The 18,152-nt window shown below is 60.9% G+C and carries 14 protein-coding genes; all 14 read right to left on the bottom strand.

All coding sequences use genetic code 11. From position 1 onward, the window contains the following. Window positions 1-112: 112 nt before the first annotated feature. Genes TU74_RS16555 through tssC form a run of 14 tightly spaced genes read right to left on the bottom strand, consistent with a single transcriptional unit; the run spans window position 113 to window position 18,136 of the window. Window positions 113-982 (bottom strand): serine/threonine-protein kinase, encoded by an 870-nt coding sequence (locus tag TU74_RS16555; protein WP_241485581.1) that lies wholly within the window; start codon window positions 980-982, stop codon window positions 113-115. Between the two features lie 22 nt (window positions 983-1,004). Next, window positions 1,005-1,703: a PP2C family protein-serine/threonine phosphatase gene (locus TU74_RS16560; RefSeq protein WP_048377146.1), complete on the bottom strand. Its 699-nt coding sequence runs from the start codon at window positions 1,701-1,703 to the stop codon at window positions 1,005-1,007. A gap of 11 nt (window positions 1,704-1,714) precedes the next feature. Next, the gene (tssM, locus tag TU74_RS16565; protein WP_048377127.1) at window positions 1,715-5,212 is read right to left on the bottom strand and encodes a type VI secretion system membrane subunit TssM; all 3,498 of its coding nucleotides are present in this window, start codon (window positions 5,210-5,212) and stop codon (window positions 1,715-1,717) included. After that, on the bottom strand, window positions 5,212-6,093 hold the full coding sequence (gene icmH / locus TU74_RS16570; protein WP_047295739.1) for a type IVB secretion system protein IcmH/DotU: 882 nt from the start codon (window positions 6,091-6,093) through the stop codon (window positions 5,212-5,214). Before icmH ends, tssM begins: the two co-directional genes overlap by 1 nt. Before the next feature lie 5 nt (window positions 6,094-6,098). Beyond that, window positions 6,099-7,430: a type VI secretion system baseplate subunit TssK gene (gene tssK / locus TU74_RS16575; RefSeq protein WP_048377128.1), complete on the bottom strand. Its 1,332-nt coding sequence runs from the start codon at window positions 7,428-7,430 to the stop codon at window positions 6,099-6,101. Continuing rightward, a complete protein-coding gene (gene tssJ / locus TU74_RS16580; RefSeq protein ID WP_047279156.1) occupies window positions 7,427-7,930 on the bottom strand; it encodes a type VI secretion system lipoprotein TssJ in 504 nt (167 codons plus the stop codon). Before tssJ ends, tssK begins: the two co-directional genes overlap by 4 nt. A gap of 5 nt (window positions 7,931-7,935) precedes the next feature. Next, window positions 7,936-9,114, bottom strand: a complete 1,179-nt coding sequence (gene tagH / locus TU74_RS16585; RefSeq protein ID WP_048377147.1) for a type VI secretion system-associated FHA domain protein TagH — start codon at window positions 9,112-9,114, stop codon at window positions 7,936-7,938. Between the two features lie 20 nt (window positions 9,115-9,134). Then, window positions 9,135-9,275: a hypothetical protein gene (locus TU74_RS16590; protein WP_047277780.1), complete on the bottom strand. Its 141-nt coding sequence runs from the start codon at window positions 9,273-9,275 to the stop codon at window positions 9,135-9,137. Between the two features lie 52 nt (window positions 9,276-9,327). Next, window positions 9,328-10,836: a sigma-54-dependent Fis family transcriptional regulator gene (locus tag TU74_RS16595; RefSeq protein ID WP_048377129.1), complete on the bottom strand. Its 1,509-nt coding sequence runs from the start codon at window positions 10,834-10,836 to the stop codon at window positions 9,328-9,330. A gap of 10 nt (window positions 10,837-10,846) precedes the next feature. Further along, the gene (gene tssH, locus TU74_RS16600) at window positions 10,847-13,435 is read right to left on the bottom strand and encodes a type VI secretion system ATPase TssH (protein WP_047295747.1); all 2,589 of its coding nucleotides are present in this window, start codon (window positions 13,433-13,435) and stop codon (window positions 10,847-10,849) included. 11 nt (window positions 13,436-13,446) lie between these two features. After that, window positions 13,447-14,454, bottom strand: a complete 1,008-nt coding sequence (tssG, locus tag TU74_RS16605) for a type VI secretion system baseplate subunit TssG (protein WP_048377130.1) — start codon at window positions 14,452-14,454, stop codon at window positions 13,447-13,449. Then, window positions 14,418-16,184 (bottom strand): type VI secretion system baseplate subunit TssF, encoded by a 1,767-nt coding sequence (gene tssF, locus TU74_RS16610; RefSeq protein WP_048377131.1) that lies wholly within the window; start codon window positions 16,182-16,184, stop codon window positions 14,418-14,420. The genes tssG and tssF overlap by 37 nt, the downstream gene beginning before the upstream one ends. Window positions 16,185-16,230: 46 nt before the next feature. Continuing rightward, a complete protein-coding gene (gene tssE / locus TU74_RS16615; RefSeq protein WP_047295753.1) occupies window positions 16,231-16,647 on the bottom strand; it encodes a type VI secretion system baseplate subunit TssE in 417 nt (138 codons plus the stop codon). Between the two features lie 13 nt (window positions 16,648-16,660). Beyond that, window positions 16,661-18,136, bottom strand: a complete 1,476-nt coding sequence (gene tssC, locus TU74_RS16620) for a type VI secretion system contractile sheath large subunit (RefSeq protein ID WP_048377132.1) — start codon at window positions 18,134-18,136, stop codon at window positions 16,661-16,663. Between the last annotated feature and the right edge of the window lie 16 nt (window positions 18,137-18,152).

Genomic DNA, 18,152 nt, shown 5'->3' on the forward strand with positions numbered 1-18,152 from the left:
TGAACGTTTGCCAACGGCGACATCGGTAGAGGATTACGAAGCCTTGCTGCCGTGGAACTGCGAACCTCGACTTCACAGCTAAACGCTTTACCCATCTTTAGCCAAGTGGGGTTTATGGAGCGCTTACAAAGCACCAGCGCTTTTTCGCGGGTTTCAGCGCCTCACTCAGTTGCTCAATGCTCACCGTTCGCTGCTTAGGGTCCTGCTTGATCGCCTTTTGCAGCGCCGACCAGAATTGACTTGGCAGGTGCCGGGGCTTTTTGTGCGGCGAGCGCTGAGGCGGATACTCCGACAGTGTGGGGATGCGCGGATTGAAGGGCGGTTTGCCCGTTGCCAGTTCATGCAGTAAGCAACCCACGCTGTAGAGTTCAGCCTGGCGCGTTAGCGGGCCGCCGTGCCGCAGTTCGGGCGCCGCATAACCGGGCGTCCAGGCGTTGAATCGGGTACGGCTCAGCGACGCCAGCCCTTGCAGTTGCCCCGCTTCGCTTTGCCCAAGCCCGAAGTCAAACAGGCGTACCCCCTGCTCGCTCAGCAGTACGTTGCCGGGTTTGATGTCGCCATGCAGCACGCCGTGTTGATGGGCGTGCGCCAGCACCGAGAGCAGGGGCAAGCCGATTTCCTGCAACTGGTGCAGGGGCAAGCCTAAGGGGCGCTCGCACAAAACGCGGTCGAGGGTCGGGCCGCGCAGCAGCTCCATCACGATAAATCCCCGATCATGCTCGGGGTCGATGCCAAAGCTATACAGGTGCACGAGGTTGGGATGGCGAACCTGACGCATCAGCGCAAATTCGTTGAACAGCAGGGCATTGGCGTCGGGCGCGTGGGCGAGTTCGTCATTGAGGATTTTCAGGGCCACATCGGCGTACGGATCACCTAACTGCTCCTGCAACAGGTCGCGCGCGCAGTAGACCGCGCCCATGCCACCGGCGCCCAGCAAACGCTCCAACCGGTAGCGGCCACCCCATAGCGTGGCACCTCCCACGCCCCCGTCAGAAGCGGTTGAGTCATTGAGCGATCACCACGGCACTCAGGTTATCCCGCGCCTCGCCCGCCAGCACGGCGTCAAACAGACGCGCCAGGCAGGTGTGCGGGGCGTCTTCATTCATCGCCTGCCCCAACATTTTCGGGCTCAAGTCTTGATAAAGGCCGTCGCTGCACAACAGGAACACATCCCCCGGCTGAACAGCAAACGACAGAATATCCAGCGTCAGCCGCTCCCCGGCCCCCACCGCATGGGTCAAGGCCCGTGCATCGGGATGCGCCATGGCCTGCCCGGGGCTCATGTGTTCTTGCTCCATCAGTTGCCGTGCAAAGGAGTGATCACGAGAGAGTTGGTACAGCCGCTGTTCGCGCCACAAATAACAACGACTGTCCCCGGCCCAGACACACGCCCCCTGCTGCCCTTCGAGGATCAAGACCACCACGGTGCTACCACTGACAGTGCCCGCCGAGTCAGCAATCAGGCGGTGATGGGTGTCGTGCAGGGACTCGCGCACGGCCTGCAGCCGTGACTCAAAATCCGTTTGCACAGGCAGCGCGCCCAAACGGCTGACCAGCCTCAGGCTGGCAAGATCACCGCGCGAGTGGCCTCCCATACCGTCCGCCACCGCCCAGAGCCCCTGCTGCGGACGGTCGAGAACGGCGTCTTCGTTACGTGTGCGCACCTTGCCCATGTCCGTGCGCGCAGCACTTCGCCAAGTCATCCCGGTGTGCTTCACAGTTGCGCCGGCAAGCGAAAACTGCGCAGCACTTGCAGGTCAAAGGGGTTGGGCGTGCGTTGGCTCGTCAGCAGGTAGTTGGCCCGCAGACCGCCCACCTCCGCTTGCAGCAACATGACGTCGCGACCGCTCAGGTAATCCACCTGCATCAAGTCCAGCAGCCTGAAAAACGACCACGGGCCGGTGCTTTTTTCGATGCCCAGCGGACGACCCGCCGCTTTCTCCAACACCAGGCTGGTGCGCCCGTTGTTGATCGACGTCGGCCATTGCAGGGTGGTGGTCACAATAGGGCCATGCCGGTATTCAATGACTTGATCACCGAAACGCAACTGCGCGCGGCTCACGCTGGAGTCCAGGCTGTAGGGTTCCAGGGTGAACTGCACTTGCGGCTGCGACGGGTCCTGGGCGAAGAAGCCCTGTCGAATGATCTGCGCTGTGGCGATTTGTTCAAAGAAGGCGGCCGACATCGGCAAGTGCTGGCCGTCCATGCTGCGCAAGCGGTAGTTGCCCGCTTCGCCAGCGACGAACGGTTTGAGCCAGTTATCGAAGAACTGTTCAACCAGCCCTTGGCCTTTGAAAAACGCCCGAAAGTCGTTGAGCGCCACATCACTGCTGCTGTGGGCACTGAAGGGGTAACGTCGGTCGATGGCGCGCGTATAAAACCTGTACAGCTCGTATTTGTAGCGCTTATCCACGAATTGATAGGCATCGTTGAGTACCAGTCTCCAGGTGTTTTCAGCCACACCGTTGAACCAGCGATCCAGCGGACGCGGCAGACGTTGAGCGCTCTGGCGCAGGTGGCTCAAGGCATCTCGCTGGCCGCTCATGCGCTGGCGGGCGATTTCATAGGCCGCGTTATCCGGCGCACTGGCGCTGGCCAGTCCGGCCATTTGCGACTGCAGATCGGTAAGCCCGGCCAACAGAGGCAAGAGGCTGCCAGCGGGGCCGTTGTTGTCATCCAATAACTGATGAAGCGGCTCGAACTGTCGCTGTAAGGCTTTTTTGGCGGTGTCCGGCACGTGATCCGACACCGCCTCAGCCCCCTTGGCCGCCACGTCTGCGGCAACCGTAACCGCTCCTGCCAGCGGCCCGGCAGCGGGGGCGGGGGGCAATGCCGGTAACGCGTCTGCCAACGTGCTGAAGCGCGTGTTTTCCCGCACCGCCAGCAGCATGCGCACAACCGGCGAGTTGGCAGAGGTCATCCCGGCCAGTTGCTCGGCACTGTCGCGTGCGTCATCGAACGGCTCCAGCCCCAGTTGCCCGACTGCCGCCGTCCACTGTTCGGCGTAATCGTGGAAGTAGAGTTGTTCCAGTTCAACCATGAGCTTGCGCATGTCCATCGCGCTGATGCTGCTGCCCTCTCCCAGCACCCAGTTATCGCGCAGAATGCCGCTCACCAGACTTACGCCCTGGATCGAAAAATACTGTTGATAACCTTGGCGCGTGTAAAACCCCGGAATCTCATAATCGGCGCCGCTGAACAGATGACCTTGTGGCCCCAAGTGCTGAGCAAGGCTGTAAGGCGGCAAGGATCGTGACTGCTCGCGCAGCGTGCGATAGACCACGGTTGCCAACGACTCACTGCGCAGCACCTGACGCGCTTGAGCAATCAGGGCCGAATCCAGCACAGGCTTTATCGGGGTTTTCAGTAACCGTTCGAAGTGCTGATTCAGGCCGTTCTGCACCTGTGTCAGGCCGCGATAGCGCATCGACCAGTCGTTGGCCACCCAACCCTTGAGCCAGGCGGGGTCGCGCTTGTCACTCACGTCGAACATCAGGTAGGCGCGCAGGCTGTTGAGCAAGGAGTCGCGGTTGCTCAGGTTGGCACGAATCTGTTGTTCGAGCTGTTGGATAACCCGTGGCATCAACTCGGTTTGCAAGGTGTGTTGATAAGCACGTTCGACCCGCTCGCGCACCTCTGCGCCTTGATACAGCCCCGTGCGTTCATACAGGGCCGTGTCCAGTGGCGAGGCAAAGACCTGGGTGGCGGCGTAGTGCGTGTCCAGGGTCTGAAGAACGGCCTTGGCATCATCACGGGGGCTCAACTGCCCCTGTTGTTGACCCCATTGCTGGGCCAGCTGTCGCAATTGTTCAAGACGCCCGTGGTTGGATGAAAAACTGCCGGCCCACAACATGCCCAAAGCAGCCAGCACACCCATGGCCGCCATGTAGTGGAAACGCTGCCCCCAATGCAGGCGTCGGCGCTCGCGTTTGTCCAGTTCGGCCAGTTGCGCCTCGGGGAACATCACGCGGCTGAGCAGATGATGGATGAAGTAAGCATGGCCCGAGAGCATCGCGGGCATCGCCCGGGTGTGCTCCACGCCAGCCCCGGTTTCATCAGGCTGCGGGACATGAGGCGCGCTGGTCAGATAAAAACCCCGCAGCGGGCTGGCCCGTTGATAGCGGTTGCCGGTGAACGTCATGTCGGCAAACACACACAACTGCGTCGCGACGTCACTCAATTGCCGAGGGAAGTCCAGCATTCGCCCGCGCCGCCGGGTATCGCGTTCTTGATGCATCCGCGCGATGACCTGGCTGTTGAGCCGCACCAACAACGCCTCGCACTCGCTACGCATGAGCGCTGCACCGCCCTGCCCCGGCTCAAAGGTGGCACCGAATACCTGAGCGCGCTCTTCACGGGTCAGAGCCTCGAAAAACTCGGTAAAGCCGGGTATCAGGTCGGTCTTGGTCAGCACCAGGTACACCGGCAACTCGATGCGTAATACCTGATGTACGTCTTGCAGCCGTGCCCGGATCTGATCCGACAGCCCGGAGAGCCTGTCGTGACTGGCCTGCATCAGGCTGTCCACCGGGACAGTCACCAGCACCCCGTTCAACGGTCGCTCGCGTTTGCGTTTACGCAGCAGGCCCAGCAAGGTCTTCCAGCCGCTGGCATTAACCGGTTCATTGCCCTGGGTCAGATAGCCCCCGGCGGTGTCGATCAGCACCCCGTGTTCGGCAAAGTACCACTCACAGTCCCGCGTACCGCGCAGGTCGCGGGTGAGGCTGCGATCAAGTTTATTCAGTGGAAACTCTAGCCCGGAAAAATCGAGCAGGCTGGTCTTGCCGGCGCCTTGCGGCCCGAGCACCACGTACCAGGGCAGTTCGTCGCGCCAGCGCTCGCTGCGCCCTTTGTACACGCTGGTGTTTTTCAGGGTGTGCAGCGCTTGCTTGAAACGCTTGCGCAGGGTTTTGCGTGCGGCCTCGGCGTCGAGTGCCTCACGCGCTTGAATCTGGCCTTCTTCGCTGTCTGCCATGGTTTTTTTATGCTGGCCTGCACGCCAGCTGACAAACACCATGGCCAGCCCCCACACGAGGATCAAGACACTGATGCTCAACAGCCGCGCCACGGGGTCGGCCCAAAACTTGTGATCGTTTACGGCCAGCAACGGCCCGCCCCACCACACCAGCAACGCAACGGACAGCACCAGCAAGAGGCTCCAGAGCCATGTTTGCGTCAGTAACGCTGCGGCTTTTTTCAACACACTTTTCATCATGACTTCCTGTTCGCAACTGCAGGCTGGTCCGCTGCAACGTGCTGTTCGTAAGGTTGCATCACGGCTTCACGCTGTTGGCTCAACACCCAGGCGAACCCGGTGTACATCACCGTCAGGCAGCTCAGGGTGAACGTGACCCATAACCAGCGCGGCACGAGACGTACCGCACTGCTGCGCGGTGCGTTCAGGCCTTGCCAGTGAGGCGAGACTTCGCGGATGACATCGCCGCGCAAATGACGGATCTGGCGATAGAGGTTGTCGCGTATCGACTCCAGTTCGAGGGTCCCGCGCGACTCCACGCGAAAGCGTCCCTCGAACCCCAGCGACAGGCAGACATACAGCAACTCAAGCAAATACAGGTTCTTCGCGGGCTCTCGGGAAAACCGCTCAATCAGTTGAAACACCTTCTCGCCGCCAAAGGTTTCATTGTGAAAACTGCCCAGCAGACTTTTTTGCGACCAGTCCAGCTCATTGCCCCACACCGTGGTGCAGATGGCTTCGTCCAACACCGTGCACAGGACGTACCGGGCGTTGATGACCTGCCCGCTTTCACACCCCGCATGCAGGGCGTTGGTTTCGAAAGCCTTTATTTCTGTGCTGAGCAGGGCATGCAGGACCAGCAGGTCGTTTTGCGCCCTGTGGTCGTCGATCCCCACCACAAATGACAGCACATCGCTGGCTGCCGCGATCAGGGGATTAAGGCCGACACTGATGTGCTCAGTCGGTTTGAGCTGTGCGTTGTAGACGATGCGTTCATCGATGTTTTCAATGCGCGGCACAGGCTCGCTGTCGGTCAGGGCAACGTGTCGCGGCGCTCTGCCGTAACGGTCCAGCAACAGGGTTTTGGCATCGTGCGAATAAGGCGTCTGCGTGTTCATGGGAGTCAGTTCCTGATGGCCCAAAAAGTCAGTTCAAGCTGGGCAAACTCGCCAGACGCATGAAACGCAAAACCGCCCGAGCGCTCCATTTGCGCCAGGTCATCGGCTGTCAGTTCGAGCACGAAATAGGTTTGGTCGGCGTGATACGGCAATTGCCGGGGCGCGACCGCCAGCGGCTTGAGCTTGAAACCCGGCAGGTGCAGGTTGACCAAATGGCGGATGTTTTCCAACGGGCCAATCTTCAAGTGCGCGGGCAACCGATGGCGCAAGGCTTCGTTGTCACACGCGGCCCTGGCCACCACCACGAACGTCGTCGTGCCCAGTTGCGAAAGGTCATCAAACTGCGCGACATGCACGCCGTATTGACGCGGCTGCAGCACCAGTTCAATCGCGTGTTGTTCGAGCACCATCGACAGCGCCTCGCGCAACGCTTGCATCAGCGCGCGGAAGCTTTCGCCCTGATTGCTGTGCTGGTAGTGGCTGTGCAAACGGGGACGCTTGGTCTCGCTGGCAAAGGTCGACAGGTCACCCAGCAACGCCAGCAGCACGCAATACAACTCCTCGGGATGCACTTGTTCGAGCTGCAAGTAGTGCAGCAACACCAGTTCGCTGCGGTTAATCAGTTGCAGCATCATGAAGTCACCGACTTCGGCGCCTCCCACTTTGCCGTTCGAGCGAATCCGCTCGGCCAGCTTCTCGGCCCGGTGGCCGAGCATGCTGATGACTTCCTTGAGACACGACTGCACGTATCCCGAGCAGTGCGTATGGAGATAGGTGGGCACACACTGCGTATTGAGCCTGATGACGCCGTCGGGGGTGGTGTCCTGGATCTCGCACACTTGCAATTTGACCCAGGCCTGATCGCTCTGCTGCGCGCCCAGCAGCAAGCGAAAGTCCGGCCGCCCGCAACTGATCGGGCTGATGGCGTTCTCACCCGCGTTGGAGTCTGCAACCTGTGCTTCATAGCGAGTGTAGCGCGACAACACATCGGCGTGGTCGGTGCGACGCGCCTCGATGTGGTTGCCTGTGACCAGTGGCAAGGCCAGGTACACAGGGGTTTGCCCGGTATTGGGCGGGATATCGAGCGCAAGGGGCTGATTATCGCCGCCCAGCTCGAACAGGCTGCCATCCGGCAGCACGCCGGACGCATGGCTGATGACCAGCTTGCTCATGTTGAGAAACTGCACATCGATCTCCAGCCTGAAAAAACCCCAGAGGTAACGACCCAGCATTTGGGTTCGGGTTTTCAGCTGGTGATCGTAATAACGGTCGCTGTGCTGGAAGTGTTGCGGGCGCAGCAGCAGGCCTTCCTCCCATATCACTTTATGCACATTCATGCGTCATCACCTGCATCAGGGTTCACGTCATCGGCGCGACGGATGCCTGTTTGATCGAGCACCAGGTGTGCTTGCGTGATCTGCTCGGGGCTCAAGGTGATCACATAGCGCCATCGGGTTTGTGGCAAGTCGCGATACGCGGCCAGCACACCGACATAGCGGCTGACGGGGGCAACACTGAGCTTGTGCGAAACCGTCTCGCCGGGACGCAATTCGAGTTCTTCGCTGATGAGCAGGTCTTGAGCCAAGACGCTGTCGGCGCGTTCATACACGCTAAAAAAATCAGCGTTCTCAAACGCCACGGGATGCTTGAGTTCGAGCAGCCGAATGACAACCGGTGAAGCGCGCCCGTGTACGTCCGGGTTGACCTGATCACTGGCGCTCAGGGTCAGGTCCAGTTTGGTGACGTTCGAATACGGCGACAGCGCGCTGCAACCCGCCAACAGCAGCGTGAGCAGCACCATCGGTGCCTTGAAATGAACAGCAGTACAACGCGGCATCGGCCTCATCCTTGCGGGGTCTGGTGAAGGGTGGAAATCAAACGCACTTGCTCTTCGTAGGCCTTGGCAAAATCCCTGGCCAGCAACCGCTCGGTCCAGTCATCGTCCTGTTGCAGCGCCTGGTGGTAGCGCCCAAACGCACGCCATCGACTGCCTGCGGTGGCCAGCAGCGGCGGGCGGCCATCACGCTCGAAACGCAAGGTCAGTTGGCGTGGGGAAAAGTGCTCAAGGCAGCCACGCATCGCCGCACGGCTGGCGCTGAGCAAGGCCACTTGATGGGCCTGCACATCACGAAATGCGCCCGTAACCGATTGCTCTGGCGTCGGCTGATGAGGCGCGCGAGGCCCCAGCAACTGCCTCAAGGCATGCTGCGCATCGTGGGACGATTTGAGCGGGTTTCGCGCCGTTCCCGGCGCAACGGTACGCGCCAGACGCAACTCATTTTTCAATTCGCCACGCGTCCACATGCACTGTTGCAACCCGGCGACGCACTGCTTGAGCAACCCGGCGACATTCAGTGCCAGCGACTCTCTGCCCGCCTGATCAAGGGCGCGCGCGTCCACGCCCAGCGCCTGGCCAAACGCCTCCCAAAACGAATCAGCCGGGGATGCTCCCGGGCCTTGCGCTGAAACCTCGTCGGGCTGCGTGGGCGCAACCAGGCGCGGGACGATCAGGTGTTCAAGGTCAACAGGGGTGAAACCAACGTGATGGTCGTGCTGCCCCCCCGGCTCTTCCCCGAACGGTGAGGCAAACGCGTTTTCCCGAAGCACTTGCAACACGTCAGGCTCGATAAACGCATCATCCGGGATCAGGCTGTCTGCGGGTTGCGGCACGCCAACCTGTTCCAGACGCAACTCCAGCGGGGGTTCCAGACGGGCCCGAATAGACAGGCCGGCAAGGCCGAACACATCGCCGTGATTGATCAGTTGCAACTGGCCCGGAGGCAGATAGGCCTGTCCGCCACTGATCGAAATGCCGTTGGTACTTACGTCCTGAATGAAGTACGCACCGCGTTCATGGCTGATCCGCGCATGCTGGCCGGAGACCGTTCCGGTTGCGTCCGCGAGCACCCAGTCGCATTGATGACTGCGGCCAATGACGCCGCCCGCCGGGGTGAATCTGTACTGACTGGGTTGGCCCGTCGCCGTCGGCGACGTGGCCAGCAAGTCAAAAACCAGTTCCATCATGATGCTGCTCCTGAGGGTCATTTACCGCGATTGATGGCGTGCGGATCACCCAGCGGGCGATAGTCGCTGTCAGTGAAGGTGTAATTGCCCTTGCAGCCGCCCAGCGCGCACAACAAGGCCAGCGTCAGCACCACGTGCAGTCGGTGGCGAACCGTCATCAACTCATCTCCATTTAGTGGCCGGGCCTCGAACCCATGGCCCGCGCGGGGATCACGAGGCATAGGCGCGGATCTCATCGGAATTGATATTCAAACGCCCCAGCCGGTACAGCAGCGTGCGCCGTGCAAGGCCCAGTTCCTGGGCGGCCAAGGTCTGGTTGCCGGCGTTGCGGCGTAAACAGTCGAGCAGCAAACCGCGCTCCATGGCGTCCATGCGCTTGCGAAAATTCAGGCGCCCTGACTCATCGTTCAGCTCGCTGGGCAGGGCAAAATGTTCGGCCAGCAGCTCATGCCCGTCACACAGCAAGACCGCACGCTCGACCAGCCCCTTGAGCTCGCGCACATTGCCCGGAAAGGCGTAACAGGCCAGTTGCGCCATGGCGCTGTCTGCCAGCACCACCGGGCGTCGCTGTAGAAATGCGCAGGTTTGGGCCGCGAAATGAGTGGCCAGATCGAAGATATCCTTGCCGCGCTCGCGCAGAGCGGGCATGACCACCGGAAACTGGGCGAGGCGGTAATAGAGGTCTTCACGAAAACGCCCCTGCCTGACCCGTAGCTTCAAGTCACAGTGGGTGGCCGCAATAATGCGAACGTCGATGGTGTGGCTTTCATTGCAGCCCAAAGGCCGGATTTCACCTTCTTGCAGCACGCGCAATAACTTGGCTTGCAGCGCCAGGGGCATATCACCGATTTCGTCCAGCAACAGGGTGCCGCCGTGGGCGGCATCGAACAGCCCTTTGCGGTCACGGTCCGCCCCGGTAAAGGCCCCTTTGCGATACCCGAACAATTCGCTTTCGAGCAGGTCCTCAGGGAACGCGGCGCAGTTCTGCACGATGAAGGGCTGCGCACGCCGGGGGCCACTGTCGTGAATGGCCCGTGCGACGACTTCCTTGCCCGTGCCGGTCTCTCCCAGCAGGAGCACGGTATAAGGGCTGTGCACCACGCGATTGATCAATTGGTAGGTTTTGCGCATCACCGGGCTGGAGCCGATCAGGGTCCCGGCACTCACACAGCGGCCCAACGGTTTGCCCTGTTGCGGGCGGCACTCCAACAGGCTCATCTGCATCAAGGCGGCGCTGCCCAAGGCGCCTAATGACGGTGCATACCCTTGCAGCGGCGTGTGCGTGCAACTGGCCAGCATCAATACACCGGCCACGGTCTGACGTGAATCGCGCATCGGCACGGCCAACAGCGAACGCCAAGGCTCGCCAGCACGGGGCAGGAAATCGATATTGTGCAGGCGGCTGTCGAGGTTGCTCAGGTCCACGACCCGGTTCTGGCTAATCGCGTATTGCAGCAAAGGCTCTTGGCCATGGTCGGCAGAGCGTCCGGAGCCCAACGCCGGGTGCAGCGTTCCTTCCAGCCACTGAGCCTTGAGTTCCAGCCGTTCGCGAGAGGCATCGAGCAGGTAAAGCTGACTCAACTGGCACCCGGTGAGTTGTGCCATGGCCTGGGCACTCTGGCTCAGCAGCGTGCTGCTGTCGGTGCTCTGTGACAGGCGGGAGAAGTGGGCCAGCAGGGCTTCGGCATACTCCAGCGGCTGCGGGATTTGAGTAAACATCACGCGCCCCTCACTCACAGTCGCATAACACGCGGGACTGGGCGTCCAGCGTGATATGTACAGAGGTAAGGGTTTGCCCGCAGGCGAGAGCGTCCAGTATCCGGTCGGCGACCAGCGGCAGGACATGAGCGTCCAGCAGGTCATCGATCAATCGGGCGCCGCTGTCACTTCGCGTGCAGCGTTCGACCAAATGGTCCACCAGACGCTGGCAATGGCTGAACCGCAGATGACGCCGCGACAGACGTTCGCCTAGCCGCACCAGCTTGAGCTCAACCAGTTCGCGCAACACTGCGCCGTTCACCGGGTAATACGGCACCACCCGCATCCGCGCCAGCAGGGCCGGTTTGAAGTGCTGGCTGAGCAGCGGGCGGATGTGCGCTTCAAGCTCCTCGGCGTCAGGGTGCGCACCGTTTGCGCACAGCGCTTGAATACGCTCACTGCCCAGGTTGGAGGTCATCAGAATCAACGTATTGCGAAAGTTGATCTCACGTCCTTCGCCGTCGTTGACCACCCCTTTGTCGAAGATTTGATAGAACAGATTCAGGACGTCGGGGTCCGCCTTTTCAACCTCGTCCAGCAACACAACGGAATACGGTTTTTGCCGCACGGCTTCAGTGAGCATGCCGCCCTCGCCGTAGCCGACATAACCGGGCGGCGCGCCAATCAAGCGCGAAACGGTGTGCTTCTCCTGGAACTCCGACATGTTGATGGTGGTGACAAAGCGCTCGGCGCCATACAGCAGATCGGCAAGCGCCAGCGCGGTTTCGGTCTTGCCCACACCGCTGGGGCCCACCAGCAGGAAAACCCCGACAGGCGCATCGGGTTTGTTGACCCCCGCCGCTACAGCCCGCATGGCGCGGTCCAACTGACCAATCGCCTGTTCCTGACCGAGAATGCGGGCGCGTAAATCTTGTGCGAAATGTGCGACCTTGACGCTGTGCTCTCGGGCCAATTGCGTCAGCGGCACGCCCGTCCACGCACTGACCACTTCGGCCACCAGGCGTGGGCAAACCTCAAAACTGACCAGCCGCTCACGCAGATGGGCCTGACTCAAGGCGTGCTGAGTCGCCTGAAGTTCCGCTTCCAGCACCGCCACCTGTTCGAGCGCCTGCGGCTCATCTTCCTCACGGGCCTTGGCCAGACGCTGACGCAGTTCCAGCAAGCGCTCGGCCAACGCGCGCTGCGCAAGCCAGGCGTCATTGAGCGCGACCTGTTCAGCGTCGACCTGTATCAGCCGTTGCTCCAGCGCCTCCAGTGCAGCGCTATCCACCACCAGTCCCGCTTCGGCATCCCGTCGCAAGGCATGAACCTGACGCTCACCCTCTGCGAACTCGGCCCGCAGGCGTTCCAGTTGTTCCGGCGCCGCCGCCAGACTGATGCGCACGCGGGCACAGGCGGTGTCGAGCACATCCACTGCTTTGTCAGGCAGTTGGCGTCCGGCCAGATAACGCGCCGACAAGTGGGCAGCCGCCACCACCGCATCATCGCGCAGGTAAATCCCGTGGCTTTTTTCATACACGTGCGCCAGGCCGCGCAGAATGGTCACGGCCTCGCTGACACTCGGTTCGTGCAGCTGCACCGGCTGAAAGCGCCGGGCCAGCGCGGGGTCTTTTTCGAAGTATTTTTTGTATTCGCTCCACGTGGTGGCCGCGATGGTGCGCAGTTCGCCACGGGCCAATGCAGGCTTGAGCAAGTTGGCGGCGTCCGAGCCTCCGGCATTGCCCCCCGCGCCAATCAGGGTATGGGCTTCGTCGATAAACACAATGATCGGCACGGGGGAGGCTTTGACCTCGTCGATGACGCCCTTGAGACGGCGTTCGAATTCTCCTTTCACGCTGGCGCCAGCCTGCAGCAAGCCCATGTCCAGCGACAGCAATTGAACGCCCTGCAACACCGGCGGCACTTCGTTGGCCGCGATGCGCAACGCCAGCCCTTCCACGATCGCGGTTTTGCCCACGCCCGCTTCCCCTACCACAATCGGGTTGTTCTTACGGCGCCGCGCCAGGATGTCGATCATTTGCCGGATGGCGTCGTCACGGCACAACACCGGATCGAGCTGCCCGGCCCGGGCCTGCGCCGTAAGGTCATGGGTAAAGCGTTGCAACAGGGATTCACCGCCTATCACCGCAGACGCCGGGCTGCCTGACACCTGTTGTGACAAAGCGAAGGACTTCAATCGTTCGGTACTGAGCGCGGACAGCAGCGCGTAATACCGGCTGCCCGCATAACGCAAAGGGTTACCCAGCAGCGCCAGCAGCAAGGCCGCCTGATCGACGTGCGCTTGCTTGAGTTCAAGGTGGGCGACCAGCAAGGCATCTTGCAGCCACTGAATCAGTTCGGGAGCAAACACCGGATTGCGCGATGCGCCCTGTTCAGTGCGAGGCTGTAAGGCTGCATTTAACTGCCCGGCGTCGATATCGGCATCGAGCAAGGCACGCATCAGTAAACTGTCGGGCCGCTCCAGCAGGCCCAGCAGCAGATCCTCCACCACCACCAGGTGTGCACCCCGCCCCACGCAGCGCTCGGCGCACGCTTCCAGGTCACGGCGGGTTGCCGGGTCCAGCGCTTGAATCAGGTCTTGCAGGTCAACGTTGATCATGTCATCCGTCCTTAATGAAGTGTGCTGTTCAGGGTCACGACGCCGTCCGCCCGCTCGCGCCCCAGCCAGCTGGTCCAGCCGAGACGGCAGGTGTTGTGCGCGCCAATACGCAGTTCGCGCACTTCTTCGTGGCGCAGTTGCAGCCGGATGTCGTAGTCCAGCGGGTCACGCAAGGTGAATCGCACCAGCGCGCACAGCGGCTGATAGCCCTCGCCAATCGGCAGAAATTCGTGAAAGCGTTGCCAGTCCAGGTCGCGGATGTGAATGCGGAATTTGCCGCTGCGGTCGCGAACCCTTTCCCCCAGCACCAGGCTGTCACCGAGCTGGTGATTGCCCAGGCCCAAGGCATTGCGTTGCTCAGGCGCGATAACGACTCGGCGCTCGATGCATTGCTCAATCGTCAGCGCCGCGTGCTTGAAGTAGTAACGCAGCACTGACTCAATCAGGGCCGCCGAATGTGCCCGCAAACTCAGGAGCCCGAGGTAGGGCAGCAAGCGCCGCCAATTCAGCCCTTGCGCCTGACGAATCTGTTCGCCACCCAACCCGATCAGGGCGAATAACTGGCTGGAAAACGGGTCTGTCGCGCCTCGTTGAAAGCGGGCGCCGTAGCGGTATTTGCGCCAGATCGGCAGCATCAAACGCTGTAAGCGATCGTGAAAGAGATCCAGAAACCCGCGCGTGACATTGGCCTCGTCGCCCTCCTCCAGCGCTTGCTCGGCGTAAAACGCGGGCAGCGGAGAAGACGAGCCCACCAACCCCATGAGGTTGAAACACAAACGCGCGCGAAGCTGGCCGTGTTCGGTAAAAAACGTCACGTGCTCAACATCACAGCCCGGAAACCCCAGACTGGGGTTGGCAACGAATTCAAGACGCTCGTACAGCGCGTCATCGCTGATGTCCGGATTGCCGTCACGCAATCGGTCCATGACCAGCAACACCGCCTGATACAGCGAGTACTCTCGTATGCGTGTGGACAGCCCGCTCAAAGCAGGGGCTGCAAGCCCATGCGCGGTGTCCATTGGTAGCGATCTCCCTGGGTACTGGTGACGCGCAGCTCGTGGTAAGAGTTGAGGCTGGCGTAAAGGGCAAAAAACTCGTTGAGCACAGAGGCGAAAACAAACACGTCGCCCTCACCGATATAGCCTTGGGGGTCTATCGTCAGTTCGGTACGCACGCCCCGTAGCGGCAAACCACGGTGCAGTCGGTCCACGTGTTCGTGGCGGATGGACGTGAGGCCGTTCAGCAGGTTCTTGCTGACACGCTCGGCCTGCTCGTCGTAGTAGCGCGGCAGGTCGTAGGTTTCGAGGATCACCTTCAAGGCGTCCACATTGGCCAGCGACAAATAGTTGAGCGACATGTTGCTGATCAACTTCCAGAGAAAGTCGCGGTTGACCGGCGGCGCATAACTGGAGGTCACGCGGGTGATGTTGCGAAACGTCAGCCCCTCGGGCATGTCTTCGCCAGGCAGGCAAATCGCGCCGGGCGCCAGCCCGCGCGCAAGGTTCTGGTTGGTGCAGGTCATCTCCACCGACAGCGTTTCGCTGTGCTCGGGCCGACGCACACCCACGCTCAGAAAGGTGTCGAGCCCCTCATGCACCTGCGAGGAACGCTGGCGGATGCTGTAATGGGCATGGGCTTGCGACACATCGAAACTGGGATCGTGTTCAAACGATTCGAACGGCACATAGCTCTGTTCACCCGCACCGCCAGACCGCCACCCGCTGACATGGTCGACAGAAAACACGGCGCAGTGCGCGCTATCGAGCCTGGATGGCATCAACAGATACTCGTCCTGCTTGCCGTCCAGCCGAATCGGCATTGCATCGTGGGCAAACAAATTGACCACAGGCGTGCAATACAACTTCACGTTGTCACGGGTCGGCCGCAGGCGTTGAGCGCTGTGCTGGCGAATCAGAAAACGCAGTTCGAGGCTGCGGGTTTGTTTCAGGGTATCGGGCGCCAGGCTGTGGATAACGTCCAGCCCGCTCAGGTCGACGAACAAAAACTTGTCTTGAAACGCAAAGTATTCCTGCAAGTAGCGATACCCGCGGAATGTGTTCAGCGGATAGGGAATCAGTGCTTGATCCTCCGCAAAACCCACGGGCTGCAAGCAGTCGGGGGGCAATGTGAATACGCCCAATTGCTCCCCGAGTTCATCCTTGGCCAGCACGGTGACGTGATCCACGTGACGCAGCAGACCGAGGTAAAGCGTTTGGCTGATATAGCGCTCGCCCGCCAGGTGCAGGCGCAATTGGCTCACGTCCAGTTCACCCAGATGCCCCGGGCACGTCATGTCCAGTTGCAGGCTCAACAACACACCGTCGCCCGTCACTGAATGCGTCAGCCCGGTCAGTTGCAAAGGCAACAGGTCGGTGGCGTAGCAGGTGCGAAACTGACAGCTCACGCCTTTGATCGGCAGGCTGGCCACCCCCGTATCGCGAGGCACCCGCAGGGCAGGTCCGGCCTGCTTCAACGGGTCAAATTGCAACAGGCTAAAAGCCGGCAGCGGCCGCATGTAGTTGGGCCACAGCAAATGCATCAGCGAGTGACTGAGCTCGGGCAGTTCGTCATCGAGCTTCTGGCGCAGGCGCCCGGTCAGAAACGCGAACCCTTCGAGCAACCGCTCCACATCCGGATCACGCCCCGCCTGCCCCAAAAAGGGGGCCAGTGCCGGATTACGCTCAGCGAAGCGACTGCCCAACTGGCGTAATGCCGTGAGCTCACGTTGGTAATACTGGTTAAAAGACACGCGGGTTACCTGGTCATTGGCGACATCAAAAAGTGAAAACGCTGATTCAAAGCAGTGACTCGACCCGAACCTGCCCGCTGCCATCGAGCTGAGCCGAGAAGCTGACCTGGCGACGTAATCCCTCAACCTCCAGCAACGCCTCAATGGCGAAACTCAAGCGCAGGGGGTGCCGGTCGTGTGGCAACGAGACGACCCGCACCTGAGTCAGGCGCGGCTCGTACTGTTCGATGAAGGTTTCAATGGACTGACGGGCCTGCGACAACGCCGTGTGCAGGCTGACGCGCATGTCGTTGAGATCGGGCAGGCCGTAGTCGGGCAACGTTTGCACGCTGCCCGCCCGGGTACTGAGCATCCGGGTCAACTGCGCAGTCACCGAGGCCATGACAGCCCTCTCGCGGCTCAGCCCCACACGCCGCTGTGCATCGCCTTTCAAGCGCTCGAAAAGGCTGCCGTATCCCGTCATGCCCGCCCCTGCGTCACTCTTTGTCCAGCTTGCCGACCAGCGACAGGGTGAAATCAGCGCCCATGTACTTGAAGTGCGGGCGCACGTTCAGGTTGATGCGATACCAGCCCGGCTCGCCGTCAACATCACTGACGATGATTTGCGCCGCCCGCAGCGGCCGACGACCACGCACTTCAGCGCCGGGGTTTTCCTGGTCGGCGACGTACTGACGTATCCATTTGTTGAGTTCGATCTCAAGGTCGGTGCGCTCTTTCCAGGAACCCAGTTGCTCGCGTTGCAACACCTTGAGGTAATGCGCCAGCCGGTTAACGATCATCATGTACGGCAGTTGGGTGCCCAGTTTGTAGTTCAGCTCCGCACGCTTGCCGTCTTCGCTGGCGCCAAACAACTTGGCTTTCTGCGCTGAGCTGGCAGAGAAGAAAGCCGCGTTGTCACTGCCCTTGCGCATGGTCAGGGAGATGAAGCCTTCTTCCGCCAACTCGTATTCACGGCGGTCGGAGACCAGCACTTCGGTCGGGATCTTGGTTTCAATCTCGCCCATGCTTTCAAAGTGATGCAGTGGCAAATCTTCGACAGCCCCACCGCTCTGCGGGCCGATGATGTTCGGGCACCAACGGAACTTGGCAAAACTGTCTGCCAACCGGGAGGCAAAGGCATACGCGGTATTGCCCCACAAGTAATGCTCGTGGCTGTTGGCGACGGTCTCTTTATAGACAAACGTTTTGACCGGGTTTTCCAGCGGGTCATACGGGGTGCGCAGCAAAAAGCGCGGCACGGTCAACGCCATGTATCGCGCGTCTTCAGATTCCCGAAAACTCTGCCATTTGGCGAATTGCGGCCCGCCGAAATGGTCTTTCAGGTCTTTGAGGTTGGGCATCCCGGTAAAACTTTCCAGCCCGAAAAACTGCGGCCCTGCCGAGGCAATAAACGGCGCGTGGGCCATACAGGCGACGCTGGACACGTATTGCATCAGCTTGATGTCTGGCGAGCTTGGGGACAGGTAGTAGTTGGCAATGATTGCCCCGACCGGCTCCCCGCCGAACTGACCGTATTCAGCGGTGTAAATGTGCTTGTACAAACCCGATTGCATGACTTCGGGCGAATCTTCGAAGTCGTCCAGCAGGTCGGCTCTGGACACGTTGAGGATTTCGATCTTGATGTTTTCGCGGAAGTTGGTGCGCTCCACCAATACCTGCAAGCCGCGCCACGCAGACTCCAGCGACTGGAAGTCCGGGTGGTGGACAATTTCATCCATCTGCTGGCTGAGCCGGGCATCAATCTCGGCAATCATGCGGTCAACCAGGGCTTTCTTGACCGGCTCGCCCTGGTTCTGTGGCTTGAGCAGTTCTTCAATAAATGCCGCCACCCCGCGCCTGGCAACGCTGTAGCCGTCGTCCTGGGGGGTCAGTCGGGTCTGGGCGATGATGCCATCCAGGATGCTGGCATTGGCTTGCTGATCGTGTTGCTGCGATGCGGCTTGCGTACTCATGACGTGGTCTTCCTTT

Source organism: Pseudomonas lundensis (assembly GCF_001042985.1).
GTDB lineage: Bacteria > Pseudomonadota > Gammaproteobacteria > Pseudomonadales > Pseudomonadaceae > Aquipseudomonas > Aquipseudomonas lundensis.